At 66.0% G+C, this 15,646-nt stretch carries 18 protein-coding genes and 1 tRNA gene; 13 read left to right on the top strand and 6 right to left on the bottom strand.

Going from position 1 to position 15,646, the window contains the following annotated elements; genetic code table 11:
• Nucleotides 1-91 precede the first annotated feature (91 nt).
• Nucleotides 92-168, bottom strand: a tRNA-Pro gene (locus HMPREF3120_RS10130).
• A 408-nt stretch (nucleotides 169-576) separates the two neighbouring features.
• Nucleotides 577-1,479 (bottom strand): metallophosphoesterase, encoded by a 903-nt coding sequence (locus HMPREF3120_RS10125; protein ID WP_371441208.1) that lies wholly within the window; start codon nucleotides 1,477-1,479, stop codon nucleotides 577-579.
• 15 nt (nucleotides 1,480-1,494) lie between these two features.
• Here HMPREF3120_RS10125 and HMPREF3120_RS10120 point away from each other — a divergent pair, with 15 nt between their 5' ends.
• Nucleotides 1,495-1,944 carry a GatB/YqeY domain-containing protein gene (locus tag HMPREF3120_RS10120; RefSeq protein ID WP_070453012.1) on the top strand — a complete coding sequence of 150 codons (450 nt, stop codon included), beginning with the start codon at nucleotides 1,495-1,497 and terminating at the stop codon, nucleotides 1,942-1,944.
• A 9-nt stretch (nucleotides 1,945-1,953) separates the two neighbouring features.
• On the opposite strand, the gene HMPREF3120_RS10115 is transcribed toward HMPREF3120_RS10120, so the two are convergent.
• Nucleotides 1,954-4,356 carry a transglycosylase domain-containing protein gene (locus HMPREF3120_RS10115; RefSeq protein WP_070421553.1) on the bottom strand — a complete coding sequence of 801 codons (2,403 nt, stop codon included), beginning with the start codon at nucleotides 4,354-4,356 and terminating at the stop codon, nucleotides 1,954-1,956.
• Nucleotides 4,357-4,538: 182 nt separating this feature from the next.
• On the opposite strand from HMPREF3120_RS10115, the gene HMPREF3120_RS10110 reads away from it, so the two are divergent.
• The 4 genes from HMPREF3120_RS10110 to HMPREF3120_RS10100 are packed head-to-tail and all read left to right on the top strand — an operon-like array spanning nucleotide 4,539 to nucleotide 6,381.
• Nucleotides 4,539-4,898, top strand: coding sequence for a WhiB family transcriptional regulator (locus HMPREF3120_RS10110; RefSeq protein WP_070453009.1), 360 nt, complete (start codon nucleotides 4,539-4,541; stop codon nucleotides 4,896-4,898).
• 14 nt (nucleotides 4,899-4,912) lie between these two features.
• Nucleotides 4,913-5,068 (top strand): Sp36 family protein, encoded by a 156-nt coding sequence (locus HMPREF3120_RS12025; protein WP_092101229.1) that lies wholly within the window; start codon nucleotides 4,913-4,915, stop codon nucleotides 5,066-5,068.
• Complete coding sequence (locus HMPREF3120_RS10105; protein ID WP_070453006.1) at nucleotides 5,069-5,530, top strand: RidA family protein; 462 nt, start codon at nucleotides 5,069-5,071, stop codon at nucleotides 5,528-5,530.
• Between the two features lie 41 nt (nucleotides 5,531-5,571).
• Entirely contained in the window at nucleotides 5,572-6,381 is an 810-nt protein-coding gene (locus HMPREF3120_RS10100; RefSeq protein WP_070453003.1) for an MBL fold metallo-hydrolase, read from the top strand.
• Nucleotides 6,382-6,411: 30 nt separating this feature from the next.
• Here the strand turns inward: HMPREF3120_RS10100 and glxR are convergent, their stop codons facing one another.
• Nucleotides 6,412-7,095 (bottom strand): CRP-like cAMP-activated global transcriptional regulator GlxR, encoded by a 684-nt coding sequence (gene glxR / locus HMPREF3120_RS10095; protein WP_070421549.1) that lies wholly within the window; start codon nucleotides 7,093-7,095, stop codon nucleotides 6,412-6,414.
• A gap of 250 nt (nucleotides 7,096-7,345) precedes the next feature.
• Here glxR and nth point away from each other — a divergent pair, with 250 nt between their 5' ends.
• The 4 genes from nth to HMPREF3120_RS10075 are packed head-to-tail and all read left to right on the top strand — an operon-like array spanning nucleotide 7,346 to nucleotide 10,587.
• Complete coding sequence (gene nth / locus HMPREF3120_RS10090; RefSeq protein ID WP_070453000.1) at nucleotides 7,346-8,137, top strand: endonuclease III; 792 nt, start codon at nucleotides 7,346-7,348, stop codon at nucleotides 8,135-8,137.
• Nucleotides 8,134-8,691: a TlpA disulfide reductase family protein gene (locus HMPREF3120_RS10085; RefSeq protein ID WP_070452997.1), complete on the top strand. Its 558-nt coding sequence runs from the start codon at nucleotides 8,134-8,136 to the stop codon at nucleotides 8,689-8,691. The genes nth and HMPREF3120_RS10085 overlap by 4 nt, the downstream gene beginning before the upstream one ends.
• Nucleotides 8,691-9,389, top strand: a complete 699-nt coding sequence (locus tag HMPREF3120_RS10080; RefSeq protein ID WP_083284885.1) for an NUDIX hydrolase — start codon at nucleotides 8,691-8,693, stop codon at nucleotides 9,387-9,389. Before HMPREF3120_RS10085 ends, HMPREF3120_RS10080 begins: the two co-directional genes overlap by 1 nt.
• A 10-nt stretch (nucleotides 9,390-9,399) precedes the next feature.
• The gene (locus tag HMPREF3120_RS10075) at nucleotides 9,400-10,587 is read left to right on the top strand and encodes a MarP family serine protease (RefSeq protein WP_070452994.1); all 1,188 of its coding nucleotides are present in this window, start codon (nucleotides 9,400-9,402) and stop codon (nucleotides 10,585-10,587) included.
• Here HMPREF3120_RS10075 and HMPREF3120_RS10070 read toward each other — a convergent pair.
• On the bottom strand, nucleotides 10,584-11,093 hold the full coding sequence (locus HMPREF3120_RS10070; RefSeq protein ID WP_070452991.1) for a phage holin family protein: 510 nt from the start codon (nucleotides 11,091-11,093) through the stop codon (nucleotides 10,584-10,586). The genes HMPREF3120_RS10075 and HMPREF3120_RS10070 overlap by 4 nt on opposite strands.
• Before the next feature lie 118 nt (nucleotides 11,094-11,211).
• The gene (locus HMPREF3120_RS10065) at nucleotides 11,212-12,030 is read right to left on the bottom strand and encodes an HAD family hydrolase (RefSeq protein ID WP_070452988.1); all 819 of its coding nucleotides are present in this window, start codon (nucleotides 12,028-12,030) and stop codon (nucleotides 11,212-11,214) included.
• A gap of 168 nt (nucleotides 12,031-12,198) precedes the next feature.
• On the opposite strand from HMPREF3120_RS10065, the gene ssd reads away from it, so the two are divergent.
• The 4 genes from ssd to HMPREF3120_RS10045 are packed head-to-tail and all read left to right on the top strand — an operon-like array spanning nucleotide 12,199 to nucleotide 15,643.
• Complete coding sequence (gene ssd / locus HMPREF3120_RS10060; protein ID WP_070453017.1) at nucleotides 12,199-13,218, top strand: septum site-determining protein Ssd; 1,020 nt, start codon at nucleotides 12,199-12,201, stop codon at nucleotides 13,216-13,218.
• Nucleotides 13,219-14,346, top strand: a complete 1,128-nt coding sequence (locus HMPREF3120_RS10055) for a TadA family conjugal transfer-associated ATPase (RefSeq protein WP_070452985.1) — start codon at nucleotides 13,219-13,221, stop codon at nucleotides 14,344-14,346.
• Nucleotides 14,343-15,089, top strand: a complete 747-nt coding sequence (locus tag HMPREF3120_RS10050) for a type II secretion system F family protein (RefSeq protein ID WP_083284884.1) — start codon at nucleotides 14,343-14,345, stop codon at nucleotides 15,087-15,089. Before HMPREF3120_RS10055 ends, HMPREF3120_RS10050 begins: the two co-directional genes overlap by 4 nt.
• On the top strand, nucleotides 15,086-15,643 hold the full coding sequence (locus tag HMPREF3120_RS10045) for a type II secretion system F family protein (RefSeq protein ID WP_070452982.1): 558 nt from the start codon (nucleotides 15,086-15,088) through the stop codon (nucleotides 15,641-15,643). The genes HMPREF3120_RS10050 and HMPREF3120_RS10045 overlap by 4 nt, the downstream gene beginning before the upstream one ends.
• The last annotated feature ends 3 nt before the right edge of the window (nucleotides 15,644-15,646 follow it).

Genomic DNA, 15,646 nt, shown 5'->3' with positions numbered 1-15,646 from the left:
GGGTTTACCCGTCCACAAAATTTGACACAGGCCAGGCGCTGCCGACACGGACTATCGAATGCGAAAACCCGCCTCGGAAGGCGGGTTGTGTTGGTCGGGATAACAGGATTTGAACCTGCGACCTCTTCGTCCCGAACGAAGCGCGCTACCAAGCTGCGCCATATCCCGGTGGTATCTCGGACTGTTGTCCGCGGTACTCGAAACACAATACCCCTGGGGTCCGGTTTGGCCAAAACGGCAGGTTGGGTGCGTTTTGTTGTCGGTGTGCTGCGCCGCGGCGGTGGCTGCAGTGTGGCGGTGTGCTGCGGCGCGGCGGTGGCTGCAGTGTGGCGGTGGCTGCAGTGTGGTGGCGCGGTTCGGTGTGGCGGTGCGGTTCGGCTTGGATCCACCGCTGCAAAAGACGATATCGTCTTTTGTGGCCTCGTTTTTACGAAAGCCCAGGTCGCGTTCCGGGAAAATCGGTAAAAGACGATATCGCCTTTTAGGCAGTTCGCGCGACCTGCGGCGGAGCAGACGAGCAGGCGAACGGGCAGGCCGCCCTGCAACCACCCCGCAACCAACCGCCCCGCAACAGGTCTACCCGCGCTCGACGACCCGGATCAGCGACGCGGACGGCGGGCAGAACAGGCGTACGGGCGCGTACTTGGACTGGCCGAGCCCGTTGGATACCTCCATCCACATGCGGCCGTAGCGGTGCAGGCCGGAGGCGCGTTCGCGGTCGATGTCGGCGTTGGTGACCAGGGCGCGGCCGCCCGGCAGGCAGATCTGGCCGCCGTGGGTGTGGCCGGCCAGGGCGAGTTGGTAGCCGTCGGCTTCGAAAGCGTCGAGTACGCGCCGGTAGGGGGCGTGGAGCAGGCCGATGGTGAGGTCGGCATCACGGTTCGGCGCGCCGGCGATGGATGGGTAGTCGTCGAGGTCGTGGTGCGGGTCGTCGACACCCGCCAGCGCGAGGCGTACGCCGGAGGCTTTGAACTCCAGGCGGTTGTGCGTGGCATCGTGCCAGCCGCGCTCCATGAACGCGGCGCGCATCCCCTCCCAGGGCAGGTCCTCATATGACGGCTCGCGTTTCGCCCCGGTCAGGTACTTCAAGGGGTTGACCGGCCGCGGCGCCCAGTAGTCGTTGGTGCCGAAGACAAACGCGCCGGGGCGGTTGAGCAGCGGGCCGAGGGCGTCGAGCACCCAGGGAACACCGCCGAGGTCGGAGAGGTTGTCGCCGGTGTTGATCACCAGGTCTGGGTCGAGCGCATCCAGCCCGGAGACGAACTCCACCTTTTCCGTTTGGCCGGGGATCATGTGGAGGTCGGATACGTGGAGGATGCGGAACTCGTCACGCTCGCGCAACACGCCCGGCTCTAGCAGCGGCAGGGAGTATTCGCGCAGTTGGAAATTGTTGCGTTCGGTGAACCCCCAGGCGAGTGCGGAGGCTCCGGCGGCGAGGGTGGCTGCGGCGGCTTTCTTCAACGTCTTCACTCGCACCACTGTAATCTCGCAGGCATGAGTGCATTGAAAGACCAGATCCGCGCAGACCTCAAGGAAGCCATGAAGGCGAAGGAGAAGGAGCGCACCGGCACGATCCGTATGTTGCTGGCGGCGATCCAGACCGCTGAGACCGAGGGGTCGAAGCATGAGGTGGATGATCAGGAGATTCAGAAGATCATCGCGCGTGAGATTAAGAAGCGTCGCGAGTCCGCCGAGATCTACCAGACCAACGGCCGCGACGATCTCGCCGAAACCGAGCTCGCCGAGGCGAACATCCTCGAGGCGTACCAGCCAAAGCAGTTGACGGACGATGAGCTCGCAGTGCTTATCGACGACACCGTGGCCGAAACCGGCGCCACCTCCATGGCGCAGATGGGGCAGGTCATGAAGGCCGCCACCGCCAAGGCCGCCGGCCGAGCCGATGGCAAGCGCATCTCCGAGGCTGTCAAGGCCCGCCTGAGCTAGCCAGCCGCGTTAGTTGTTGCCGAAGGCGTTGGCGATGGCGTCGCGGGCGTCGTTAAGCGATTGCTCGATGCCGCTGAAGTCCGGCGCCGGTGGGGCAGCGGGGCTCGGGGGAGCAGACGGGGATGGGGATGGGCTCGGCGCGGTGCTGGAGGGGGCCGAGCCGTCCGAGACATTCAGGGTGATGGTGGAGCCGCGCGCGAGCGACTCGTCCGCCGGGGTGATGGACACAACCTGGCCGGCGGGGGCGCCGCCGCCCGGCACCGTCTTCAACACGACCTTGTAGCCCTGGGCCTCCAGCTGGGATTTCGCGGCGGAGGAGTACTGGCCAACCACGGAGTCCACGGCCGCGCGGCGCGCACCAGTCTGGTACTTCGCGCTCGCCGCCGGAAGGCCTGAGGCCGCGCCGGGCACACCCGCGGCGGCCTGGAACCAGGTGTTGGCTGCCTCGTTGCCGCCGAAGAGGTTGCCCACGCCGCACTGGCGGACCGGGGCGGTGCACAGCGGGGTGGTTTGGGTGCCGTCGTTGAAGATGTACGGCGCCGCAGACATGCCCAGCGTGAAGCCGAGGAACGCGGAGGACTGGTGCGACTCGGTCGTGCCGGTCTTCGCGGCGGTGGGTGCGCTCCAATGGTTGCGTTTTGCGGCGTCGGCGCCGGTGCCGTCGACAATGTCGTGCGACATGCCGGCAGCCAAAGCGGCAGCGATCTCCGGGTCGATGGCTTGCTCGCAGGCGGGCCGGTCGATGAAGACCTCACGGCCGTTCTTATCGGTCACGCTCGCGATCGGGTTCGGCTCGCACCAGCGCCCGTTGGACGCCAAGGTGGCGCCCACGTTGGACAGTTCCAGCGCGTTGACGGCTAAGGGGCCGAGGGTGAACGAGCCCATGTTTTCTTCCTTGGCGGCCTGGGCGATGGAGCGGCCGTCCCCAAACGAGTTGTCGTCCTTGTAGGAGCGCAGGCCCAAGCGAACCGCCAGATCCACGACCGGGGCAACACCGACGGTCTGAATCAGCTCAATGAACGTGGTGTTCGGCGATTGTGCAAGCGCGTCCTGCAAGCTCATCTTCGGTGCATAGACGCCGGCATTTTCTACACAATATGCACCCGGCGGACAGTTCGCGGCGCCGCCTGCGCCCATGCCGTACACCACGGAACGCGCCGGTGTGTTCAGCATGGAGTTCAGCCCGTAGCCCTGCTCAAGCGCGGCGGCCGCGGTAAAGATCTTGAATACGGAGCCTGCACCGTTGCCCACCAGCGACACAGGCTGCGGCAGGATCGTCTGGCTTTGGTCCAGGTCCAGGCCATAGAAGCGGGAAGACACCATCGCCTTGATGTTGCGCGAGTCCGCGCCGGGCTCCACAATGTCCAACACCTGCGCCACGCCTGCGGTGTGCGGGCTGACGTTGTTGCGCACCGCGTTGAGCGCGACCTGCTGAATGTTCGGGTCGAGTGTGGTCTTGATGGTGTAGGACCCGTTTTTGATGGTGTCCAGGTCCAGGCCTTTTTCTGCCAGGTAGCGCAGGGCGTAATCGCACATGAAGCCGTTGTCGCCGGCGGTGATGCAGCCTTCCGGCAGTGTCTTCGGCTTGTCCAGAATGCCTAACGGTGCGCCCGCCCAGCGGTCGGCCTCGGACTGCTCGATGTAGCCCTGAGCGGCCATGTTGTTGAGCACTACGTTGCGACGACGCACCGCCCCTTCCGGGTTCGTATACGGGTTCAGCGCCTCCACCGACTGCAGCAGACCCACCAGCATCGCAGCCTGTGCCGGGTTGAGCTTGGCGGCGCTGGTGTCAAAGTAGGTCCGGGCGGCGGCCTCGATGCCAAAGGAGTGCTGACCAAACGACACCAGGTTCAGATACCGGGTAAGGATCTCGTCCTTCTCCAGCGTCTTGTCTAGATCGGATGCCATGCGCATTTCGCGCAGTTTGCGGGGAATGGACTGTTCGGTGGCGGCGAGCGCTTCCTCTTCGTTTTCCGCGTCGATGAGCCAGAGGTAGTTCTTCACATACTGCTGGTTCACCGTGGACGCGCCCTGCTCCACACCGCCGGCCAGCACGTTGGTCACCAGCGCGCGGGCAAAGCCCTGCATATCCACGCCCTCGTGGACGTAGAAGCGGCGGTCCTCCGTAGAAACCAGCGCGTCCTTGGCGTACTGCGAGATCTGCTCGCTGGGCACCTCGTAGCGGCGCTGTTTGAAGATCCACGCCATGGGTTTGCCGTTGACGTCCGTAATCGTGGTCACGCCCGGCACGTCGCCGTGGGTGAGGTCGGAGAGATTGGACTGCATGGTCTCGTCGGTACGCGCAATTGCGGCACCCCCAAGACCTGCGATCGGCGCCAGGCATAACGCCATGACGAGCGCTGATGCGACGACGGCGACCAGCAGGTTTCCTAAGCTTTTCAGGGCAGACACGCCAACACCTTAATTCAATCTGTGGCGTGGGGGAATACCATGCTCCCCCCAAAAATGTGATGCATTCGACATGGAATTTCCTGTGTGATTCCATTTACATGGGATCGCTAATATGCGGTCGATTGTATAAAAGGAGTCCGCTCCGCTTCCGGATAGGGATAGGACGTCTAAGGAGACGCACGATGACCACGAGTTTGAAAAAGGCACCGGCAACTAACCTGCGACCGACCACCTCCAAGAAGTGCGACTCCACGGGAACACTGGTCTTCGACCGTGGCGAGTGGGTCACCCAGGCCCAGTGCCGCGGCGGCGACCCGGACGCACTCTTCGTCCGCGGTGCCGAGCAGCGCAAGGCAGCAGCCATCTGCCGCGCCTGCCCGGTGATGACTGAGTGCCGCGCAGACGCACTGGATAACAGGGTGGAATTCGGCGTATGGGGAGGCCTGACCGAGCGTCAGCGCCGCGCAGTACTGCGTAAGAACCCGCACGTGAAGGACTGGGCAACCCACCTGTCCAGCGGCGGCGAAATTATTGGCCTCTAGGTAGGGTGAATCCCATGAAGAAATGGGAATACGCAACCGTTCCGCTGTTGTCGCACGCCACCAAGCAGATTCTGGATTCTTGGGGTGAGGACGGCTGGGAACTCGTCGCAGTCACCCCGGGTCCGAACCCGGACAATGTTGTCGCCTACATGAAACGAGAGGTTGAGTAAATGGCACAGTGGTCTGAGCGCCTGAAAGAACTGGGCATTGAACTTCCGACCGTGGCCGCACCCGTGGCCGCATACGTCCCAGCAACGCGCACCGGCAACCAGGTGTGGACGTCCGGCCAGCTGCCGTTCGTGGGCGGCAAGCTGCCGGCCACCGGCAAGGTTGGCGCCGAGGTACCCCAGGAGGATGCATACGGCTACGCCCGCCAGGCTGCGCTGAACGCGCTGGCTGCAGTGGACGCACACGTGGGCATCGACAACGTCGCCCGCGTGGTCAAGATCGTGGGCTTCGTGGCCTCCGATCCGGCATTCACGGGGCAGCCCGCCGTGATCAACGGTGCATCCGAACTGGTGCAGGAGATCTTCGGCGAAGCCGGTGCACACGCACGTTCCGCAGTCGGTGTTGCTGTCCTTCCGATGGACACCCCGGTTGAGGTTGAGATTGTCGTGGAGCTCGAAGGCTAGTTTGCCCATCGGCGCAGCCGTGACGGGGTAGGGTGGGAGCCATGAAACATCCCGCATACAGCCAGCTGCGCCCTGTGACCCCCAACGCCGCGGTGGTCCTGGTGCCGAACCCCAGCTACGCGGCGCTCGAGGGCACGAACTCTTGGGTGATCCGAGGTGAGGGCGACGAGGCGAGCATCGTCGTCGACCCGGGCCCGGCCGATGAGGGTCACCTCAACGTGCTGCAGGCAAAGGCCGACAAGGTCGCCTTGATTCTGTTGACTCACCGTCACCACGATCACGCAGATGGCGCGGAACGGTTCCGCCAGCTCACTGGCGCACCGATCCGCGCCCTTGATCCGTCTCATACCTCCGGCGCTGAGCCACTCACCGACGGCGAAGTGATCTCCGTTGAGGGGGTTACCCCGCGCGTGAAGGTCGTCGCTACGCCGGGCCACACCAGTGACTCTGTGTGCTTCTTCGTCTACCCGGGCGAAGACACCGACGGTAAGCCGGAAGGCATCATCACCGGCGACACCATTGCGGGTCGCCACACCACCATGATCTCTGAGACCGACGGTGATCTGGGTGCCTACCTGGACACCCTGGAGATGCTCGAGGAAAAGGGCAAGGGTGTCATGCTGCTTCCGGGCCACGGTCCGGAAGGTGAGGACCTGTCTGCGTACGCCCGCAAGTACATCGATCGCCGTAACCAGCGCCTGGATCAGATCCGTCAGGCACTGAAGGAGCACGGCGATAACGCGGACATCAATACGCTGGTCGATGCGATTTACGACGATGTCGACCCGGTCCTGCGCGGTGCCGCAGAACAGTCGACTCGTGTGGCGTTGCGTTACCTCAACGCCAAGTAGCGGATTCTCGACCCGCCGCGGGCGCCTCCGTTAGCGCGCGCGGCGAGCGAGGTGCTCAGTGTTAACAATGAGCACGCTTTTGCCCTCTAGGCGGATCCAGCCGCGGTGAGCGAACGTGGCCAATGCCTTGTTCACCGTCTCACGCGACGCGCCCACAAGCTGGGCGATCTCTTCCTGGGTGAGGTCATGGTTGACGCGGAGCGCGCCACCCTCATGTACACCGAAGCGGTTTGCCAGCTGCAGCAAGGTCTTGGCTACGCGGCCAGGCACGTCGGTGAAGATCAGGTCTGCCAGCGACGCGTTCGTGCGGCGTAGGCGGCGGGCCAGCACGCGCAGCAGCTGCTGGGAGATCTCCGGGTGGTTGTCGATCCACTCGCGCAGCATGGTGGAGTCCATGGTGGCGCAGGTGACGTCCGTGACGCAGACTGCGGAGGAGGTACGCGGGCCGGGGTCGAAGATGGAGAGCTCGCCGAACATGTCGGACGGGCCCATCACGGACAGCAAGTTTTCGCGACCGTCCGGCGCATGGCGGGCGAGTTTAATTTTGCCTTCGACGATGATGTAGAGGCGATCGCCGGGCTCGCCTTCGTCGAAAATCGTGGTGCCCTTCGGGAAATCCACGGTGTCCATATCGTTGATCAGCGCGGCGACCGCGTCAGGGTCGACGCCCTGAAAGATGCCGGCGCGGGCAAGAGTGTCTTGAACGCCTTCCATGAGTCCTCCTCAGACTGTCGCTCACGCATTCTGCGTGGGATTGGTCACGAACGGTGCCATTAGCGGTGACCGTCACACAAACTGGAACTCTACCAGCTCAACTAATCAGTGGGATAGTCTTTCCGCGACTGGGAACTGTGCTAGCCGATGACCGCTGCTTCCACATGCTCCATGAAAAGCGGAAACACCCCGAGCACAAGCGGATTCAGCGCCACAAGCAAAAAGGTCATACCCATAGTGTACGGCTAGCATGTTGGGCATGGCCGCTTCGACCTCTCCATTGAAACATCGCCGCCCAGGCGCTCATCCCGCCGCGAAGGGGAAAGAGACTCCGATCGGGCGTAAGCGCAGGGCACGCCGTATTAACCGCACGTTGGCGGCAGCGTACCCGGATGCGCACGCGGAGTTGGACTTTACTAACCCGCTGGAGTTGCTCGTTGCTACGGCATTGTCCGCGCAGACCACGGACGTGCGGGTGAACATGGTCACCCCGGCGCTGTTTGCCAAGTACCCCACGGCCGCTGACTACGCGGAGGCCAACCAGGCAGAGGTGGAGGAGATTATCCGCTCGACCGGGTTTTACCGTTCCAAGGCGGCGAACCTGATCGCGATGGGCCAGAAGCTGGTCACCGATTTTGGTGGCGAGGTGCCCGAGAAGCTTGAGGACTTAGTCACCCTGCCCGGGGTGGGCCGCAAGACGGCGCATGTGGTGCGCGGCAACGCGTTCGGCTACCCGGGGCTGACGGTGGACACGCACTTCCAGCGCCTGGTCAAGCGCATGATGCTCACCGAGGAGACGGATCCGGTGAAGATCGAACACGCGATCGCGGAACTGATCGAGCGCCGCGAGTGGACCATGTTCTCCCACCGCATCATCTTCCACGGCCGCCGCGTCTGCAACGCCCGCAAACCGGCCTGCGGCGCTTGCCCGATCGCGTTCGACTGCCCCTCCTTCGGCGTCGGCCCAACCGACCCGGAGGAAGCCGCCGAACTGGTCACCGGGCCCGAGCGCGACCACATTTTGAGGATGGTGGGCCTGTGAAGCGCACAATCTGGGTCAGCGTCGCCGCGATCGTTGCGGTGACTCTTCTGGTCATTGCGGGTGCCAGGGCGTTGCTTGTCGACGACGCCACGCCCCCGGCTGGCGACGGTGTCGTCGAGAAGCAATCTGCCCCGGTGACTGGACGTCCGGACTGCCCGGAAGGCGCAGTCGGCGGCGTGGACCTGGCGTGCCTAGGCGGCGAGGCCACCGGCGCGCAGCAGGAGATCACCGTGGCCAACGTGTGGGCGTGGTGGTGCGAACCGTGCCGGGCGGAGTTGCCTGTGGTGGAGGAGTTCGCCCGCGCGCACCCCGAGTACACCGTGGTGGGCGTGCACGCGGACCGCGATGGGGCGCGCGGCGCGGCGTTGTTGGAAGACCTCGGCGTGGACTTGCCGAGCTTTGAGGACGACTCCAACGTGTTCGCCGGCACGCTCGGCCTGCCGCCGGTGGTGCCGCTGACCGTCGTGTTCCGCGGCGAGGAAAAACTCGGCGTGTTTGCCAAGGAGTTCACCTCGGCTGAGGAGCTGGCCGAGGCCGTGCGCGGGGTGCTGTGATGGTTGCCGTGCAGCCGGAACGTGCACCGGTGTGGCTGCGGGGGCTCGTGGATAAGCTGCGCGCTGGCGAGGGCGATGCGCGGGTCAAAGCGATGTTGGGCCCGCGCGTGCCGCAAACGCCGGGGGAGGACCAGGCGGCGGTGCTCATCGTGTTTGCTGGCGACCCGGAGGCGGAGGAACTGCCGGAGGACGCCCGGGTGCTGATCACGCACCGCACCCCGTCTATGCGCAGCCACTCCGGTCAGATGGCGTTTCCGGGCGGGCACATCGACGCCACAGATACAGGCCCGGTGGCGGCGGCGCTGCGCGAGGCGTACGAGGAGACGGGGCTGGCCCCTGAGCGGGTTGTGCCGCTGGCGGTGATGGGGCAGGTGAAAACCGGTGGCAGCCGCAGACTGGTGCGCCCCGTGGTGGCGTACGCACCCGACCCGGGTGAGGTGTACCCGGCAAGCGAGCTCGAAACCGACGACGTGTTCTTCGTTCCCATCCGGGACTTGGTGGATCCGGCCAACCGCGCGAAGCTCGGCTGGAAGCACTGGACCGGTCCGACATTTTGGGCGCGCGACTATCTCATCTGGGGTTTTACCGGAATCCTGCTTGCTGTCGTGCTGGAATTAGCCGGCTGGGTGCGCGCCTGGGACGAGCGTCCGGGCGATCTTTACGAGGCGCTGGCCCGATCCCGCAACCGCGAGCTGTAACATTTGCGGAATGCACCTGGTCGTTGACGTTCTGCTTGGGCTTGCCGTCGTCGCTGCGTTTGTCAGCGGCTGGCGCCAAGGTGCGTTTTCGGCTGTGATCTCCGCAATCGGCATCATCGCGGGCCTCGTGGTGGGGCTGGCGGTGGCGCCATTGCTTCTCGACGTCACCGAGTCCCAACCCATCCGCATCACGCTGCTGCTGTCGGTGGTGGTGCTCTTCGTCGGCCTGGGCAACCTGCTCGGCGTGACCCTCGGGGGCAACTTGCGGGCGCGGGTACGCAGCCGCCTGACGCGTTTCGTGGATTCGGTGGTGGGCGCACTGTTCCAATCGGTCGCACTGGCGCTGGTGGTGTGGTTTATCTCAATCCCGCTGGCGTCGGCGGTGCCTGGCGAGTTGGGCGACGGGATCCGCAACTCGCACATCCTGGCCAAAATCCACGACACCGCTCCGGAGAGCGCCGGGAAACTGCCCGCGAAATTCGCAGCGCTTCTCGACGAGTCCGGCCTGCCCCCGCTCGTTTCCCCCTTCCAATCCCCGCACGGCGCCCAGGTGGACGCACCCGATAACGCGGCGCTTCGTCCCGAAGTTGTGGAGGCGGCCCGCCCGAGCGTGGTCCACGTCATGGGCGATGCGGAGAGTTGCCGCCGCCGGCTCATGGGCTCCGGCTTCGTGTTTGAGGATGGCTACGTGCTCACCAACGCGCACGTCGTCGCCGGCACCGAGCGTGTCTCCCTGGACACCGTCGTCGGCGTGAAGCCGGCGGATGTGGTGCTCTACGACCCGGATACCGACATTGCGGTCCTCCACGCCCAGGGCTTGGGTCTGCCGCCTCTGCGTTGGGCTGCACGCGAGCTGCAGCGTGGCGACGACGCCGTGGTCATGGGCTACCCCAAATCCGGTCCCTTCGAGGCCGCACCGGCGCGAATCCGCAGCCAACTGACCATCGCAGGCCCGGACATTTACACCACCGGCCGTGTGGAGCGCGAGGCCTACACCATCCGCGGCGACATCCGCCAGGGCAACTCCGGTGGCCCGCTGCTCACCCCGGCAGGGGAGGTGGCAGGCATGATCTTCGGCGCGTCCCTGGATGCCTCAGAAACGGGTTACGCGCTGACTGCACACCAGGTGCAGCAGCGCGTAGGGGATGTGACCAGGCTGAACGCTGTCGTCGATACGCAAGCCTGCGTCAGCGGTTAACGGCCCGTGTACAGGCCAGCCTCATTCTTGGTCAGGTTCTTCTGAGCCTCGCCCGGCTTCAGGTTCTTCAACTCGTTGACCGAGCTGATGGTGCGCTCCGGAGCCTTGATCTTCTTGACCTTCTTCAGGCCAACCAGCGCGAGCAGGCCAGCCAGGGCGATCATGATGAGGAAGACGATCAGGAATGCCCAGCCGCGGTGCATCCAGGATGCGAGCATCTCCGCGAACGCGAAGAAGAGGAAGAACGAGGAGTACAGCGCAATCACGCCGGCGACGCCGAACAGGCCACCGCCAACGGCGCCCTTCTTCACCTCGCCCATGACCTCAGCCTTGGCCAGCTCGATCTCGCCGCGAACCAGGGTGGACACCTGCTCCGACGCGTTGGAGATCAAGGTGCCGATGGACTGCTGGCCCGGCACCGTCACATCGGTATCGCGCAGCGGAATCGAATCCACCTTGGCGGTTACGGCGGTCGAGCCGCTGGTGTACAGACCTTCGTTGCTCACTGTTTACTCACCTTCCTGGGTGGCTATGCATGAGGCACCCTGGGAAGGTGCCTGGAATTCTCCCAACGATGTTAGCGACACATCACAGTGTTTGCCTGAATCGGGGTGAAACATAACGTCACGCGCTGCGGCGCTTGTCGCCAGATTTGCCGGACACAGCACGGGCGATGAGCACCCCAGCCACCGCCAACGCCGTCACGCCGGCGATCACGCTCGCGCCGATGCCGACCTCGCGGGCGTTCGGCATCTGGATCAGCGGCTCCGGGTCTTTAAAGGTGCGAACCTGCCAATCGTGCGACAGGGCATGCTTGCGCAGCGCGCGGTCCGGGTTCACCGCCACCGGGTTGCCCACCAGTTCCAGCATTGGAATGTCCGTGGCGGAGTCGGAGTAGGCGTAGCTGCGTTCCAGGTCGTAGTCGTGGTCGGCGACAAACTGGCGCACAGCCTCCGCCTTCGCCCCGCCCTTGAGGTAACGGGTGATCTCGCCGGTGAGCTTGCCGTCCTTCTCCGCGAGTTCGGTAGCCACGACCGTGTCTACGCCGAGTTCGCGCGCGATCGGCTCAACCAGAATTGATGCGGAGGCGGAGATGATGATGACGTCGTGGCCTTGGGCGCGGTGGTCGTCGATAAGTTCGCGCGCTTCGGCGTAAATCGCGGGCGTGACCACGGTGCGCATCGTTTCTTGGGTGATGCGCTGGACGTCCTCGATCGACCAGCCTTCGATGAGTTGGGCGAGCGAATCGCGCGTGGCGTCCATTTTTTCGCTGGAGTGGCCGACGAGCATGTACTGCGCTTTGGTTAGGTAGAGGTCCCACGCCTCTTGTCGCGTGATCATTCCGTTGTTGCGGAATTCTTTGCCGAAGGCGAAGGCGGAAGACGTCGCAATGATCGTCTTGTCCAGGTCGAAAAACGCCGCCACCGGCCGTGTGGGAGACATGCTTTAGCAGTCTAGCCCCACTTTGCTGGTGGGGCAGTGTAGGCCCGCTGTGAAAGAAGTGAACATTTGGGGCGAATTGTCCACAGGCTTTTTGTTGAAGTGTCACTTAGATTGCGGGTTGTCCACAGGGTGGTTGCCACATTTGCGCTGGTGAAAAACACTATTGGCATGACACGCACACACCCACACACCGGCCCGATCGTGGTCGCGGTCGCCGACCTCGCCACCCACTCCGAGGCCGTGCACCTCGCCGCCGCGACCGGCCGCCAGGTCATCGACACCGCCGATGCGGCCGAGCTCGCCCGCCACGCGCCCAAAGCATTCGCCGTGCTTATCGACGACACCCGCGCCCCCGACCTTTCCCCACCCCACGCAGCGAACGTCTTCCGCGTCGGTGGGGAGCTGGTCGATTCAGCCGAGCGGGTCTTCGTCCTGCCCGCCGAGGCCGCGGACCTCCTGCGCGCCATTGGCGCCCTTGCCGTGCAACCCGCGGCGGTGGCGGCGCGCGGGAAGGTGATCACCGTCGTGGGCGCATCCGGTGGGGCAGGGGCGTCCACCCTGGCAGCCGCACTATGCCGGGGCGCCGCACGGGGTGATTCGGCAACGCTTCTCGACGGGCACTGGCTCTCCGGCGGACTCGACCTGCTGCTTGGCATCGAGCACGTCCCCGGCGCGCGCTGGGGCGAGATCGACTTCGGCGAAGGCACCGTGGCGCGCACCGACGTGCGCCGCGCGCTGCCCGCCACCGCCGACGACATCGCGGTGCTGACCTTTCCGCGCCAGCGCGTGGCGGACCCGTTCCGGCTGGAGGCGGCGGCGTTGGAACACGTCGCCGGCGCCGTCGGTGGGGCAGGGGTGACGGTCGTAGACGCACCCGCCGCGCTGATTCCCGGCCGCAGCGACCTGGTCGTCGTGGTGGTCGTGCCCGAGGTGCGCTCAGTTGCCGCCGCGACCCGCATCGTCGCCGAGTGCGCCGCCGCCGGCCTGCCGTGTGTGGTGGTTGTGCGCGATAGTGCCTGGGCCGCGCTGACCGACGAGGAGATCGCGCACACCACCGGCGCCACCGTACTCACCCACCTGCCACACGTGCGCGGGCTGACTCGCACGGTGGAGAAGTCCGGCCTGCCCGCGCGTGTGCCCCGTTCGCTAGCCGCCTGCGCCAACGCGGTGCTCGAGGAGGTGGCCTAAATGATCGACCGCGACCTCATCGCCCGCGTCAAGCGCCGCCTCGCCGACGAACCCACCACCCCGGACCCCGCCCGCATCGCAGCCCTGATCCGCGAAGAAGCCGTGGTGATCAGCGACATCGGCGTGCTGGACGTGATGCGCACACTTCGCGACGACACCACCGGCACCGGCCCCCTCGAAGCACTGCTTGCCGACGACACCGTCACCGACATCTGCGTCAACGGCCCCAACTGCGTCTACGTCGACTCGGGCGCGGGCCTGGAACGCTCCGCGGTGCGCTTCGAATCCGAAGCCGCCGTGCGCCGCCTCGCCTCCCGCCTGGCCGCCAGCTGCGGGCGCCGCCTCGACGACGCGCAACCGTTTTGCGACGGCCACATCACCCGCGACGACGGCACCCTCCTACGCTTCCACGCCGTGCTCGCCCCAACCGCCCAGGCCGGCACCTGCATCTCCCTGCGCGTGCTACACACCGCCTCGGCCACCCTCGACGACCTGGTAGCGCGCGGAGCGCTGGGTGGGGAGGTTGCGGAGGTGCTACGTGGGGTCGTCGCAAAGCGAAAAGCGTTCGTGGTCGTCGGCGGCACCGGATCCGGCAAAACCACGCTGCTATCCGCCCTGCTCGCGGAGGTCGACCCGGCTGAGCGCATCGTCGCCATCGAAGACACCCTGGAACTCACCCCCGACCATCCGCACGTGGTCAACCTGACCACCCGCGGCGCGAACTCCGAGGGCGCCGGCGAGATCACCATCGCGGACCTGGTGCGTCAGTCGCTGCGCATGCGACCCGACCGCGTCGTGGTTGGCGAGATCCGCGGCGCCGAAGTCGTCGACCTGCTCGCAGCACTGAACACCGGCCACGACGGCGGCGCCGGCACCCTGCACGCCAACTCGATCGCCGAGGTCCCCGCCCGCTTCGAAGCACTTGCCGCACTCGGCGGGCTGGATCGCGCCGGGCTGCACGCCCAACTCGCCGCCGCCATCGACGTGGTCATCGTGGTCAAACGCCACCCCGACGGCACACGCCGCCTCCACCAGATCGGGGTGCTCGAAGGCCAACCCGTGCGCGCCAAGGTGGTGTGGGACGCCGACACCGGCCCCGCCGAAGGTTACGAGGAGCTGCTGTCATGACCACGCTGTTGCTCCTCGCCGGCGCCGCTGCCTGCCCGCCACCTGCTCCTGGCGCTCGCATCGCGCCGCGCTCGTTGGCTGTTCCTCCCCGCATTGCCATCCCGCTGGGCATCGGTGCCGTGGTGCTCGCCGCCTTAGCGTTTGACCGGGCCAGCCTGGTCATCGCGCTAGCGATGGGTGCGGCGACGGTGGTGTGGGTCGCAGATACCCAACGGCGCGCCCGGGCCGCCTCCAAGCGCACGGAAGCGGTCGCCACCTTCCTCGGTCACCTTGGCACCAACGTCGAAGCCGGCGCGCCACTGCACGCCGCGTTAGAGCGCGCCGCCGAACACGCACCGCGCGAGATCGCCCGCGACGTCGCACACCTCATCCACCACGTCACCACCGGCGCACCACTTGCGGCCGAGACGGACGAGTTCGCCCGCATCACCCCGCTGTTCGCACTGTCGGCCAGCAGGGGAGTGCCGCTGTCGCGCCTGGTTGCCGCCGCGCGCGACGACATCGACCACACCCGACGCCACCGCGCCGCCACCAACGCCGCACTCGCCGGGCCCAAAACCACCGCGGTTGTGCTCGCCCTGCTGCCGTTCGCCGGCCTGCTCATGGGCGCGGCGATGGGGGCGAACCCGCTCGCGCTGCTCACAGGGGGAGGCCTCGGCGGGGTGCTGCTCACCGTCGGCACTGCGCTGGTGTGCGCCGGTGTGATCGTTTCCCAGCACATCATCCAAGGAGCCACCACATGATCGCCGCAGCCCTGCTCATCGCCACCGCGCTCGCCGTCAGCCCCACGCAGCCCGCCCGGCGCGTCACCCGCCAGGTGCCGCCCACGCCGAAGACCCCGCGCGACGGACCCGACTACGCGCTGCCGGACCGCTGTGCCGCCGACATCACCCTGTTCGCCGCCTGCTTCGAGGCCGGCCTGCCGGTCAGTGCCGCAGCCGCCGCGGTTGCCGAAACTCACGACGGTGACCGCAGCCCGTGGCACACCGTCGCAGCGCTGCTCGCACTCGGGGTTGAACCGGAGCGCGCCTGGTCGGAACTCCACGCCATTCCCGGCGGGGAGGACCTGGCCAGCCTCGTCGCAATGACGCACGCGTCCGGCGCGGCGCTGGCGCAAGGGTGCGAACGTATCGCCTCAAACCTGCGTGCCGACGCCGCCGACCATGCCAAAGCCAAAGCGGAACGCGCCGGCGTACTCATCGCCATCCCGCTCACCGCGTTTTTCCTCCCGGCGTTTTTCGTCCTCGGGCTCGCGCCTGTGGTGATCAGCCTCGGGAGCAACCTCATCAACTTCTGAAAG

The sequence above is a fragment of the Corynebacterium sp. HMSC11D10 genome (assembly GCF_001806995.1).
GTDB lineage: Bacteria > Actinomycetota > Actinomycetes > Mycobacteriales > Mycobacteriaceae > Corynebacterium > Corynebacterium coyleae.
The sequence above is the reverse complement of the archived record's forward strand: the minus strand, read 5'-3'. Positions and strand labels throughout refer to the sequence as shown.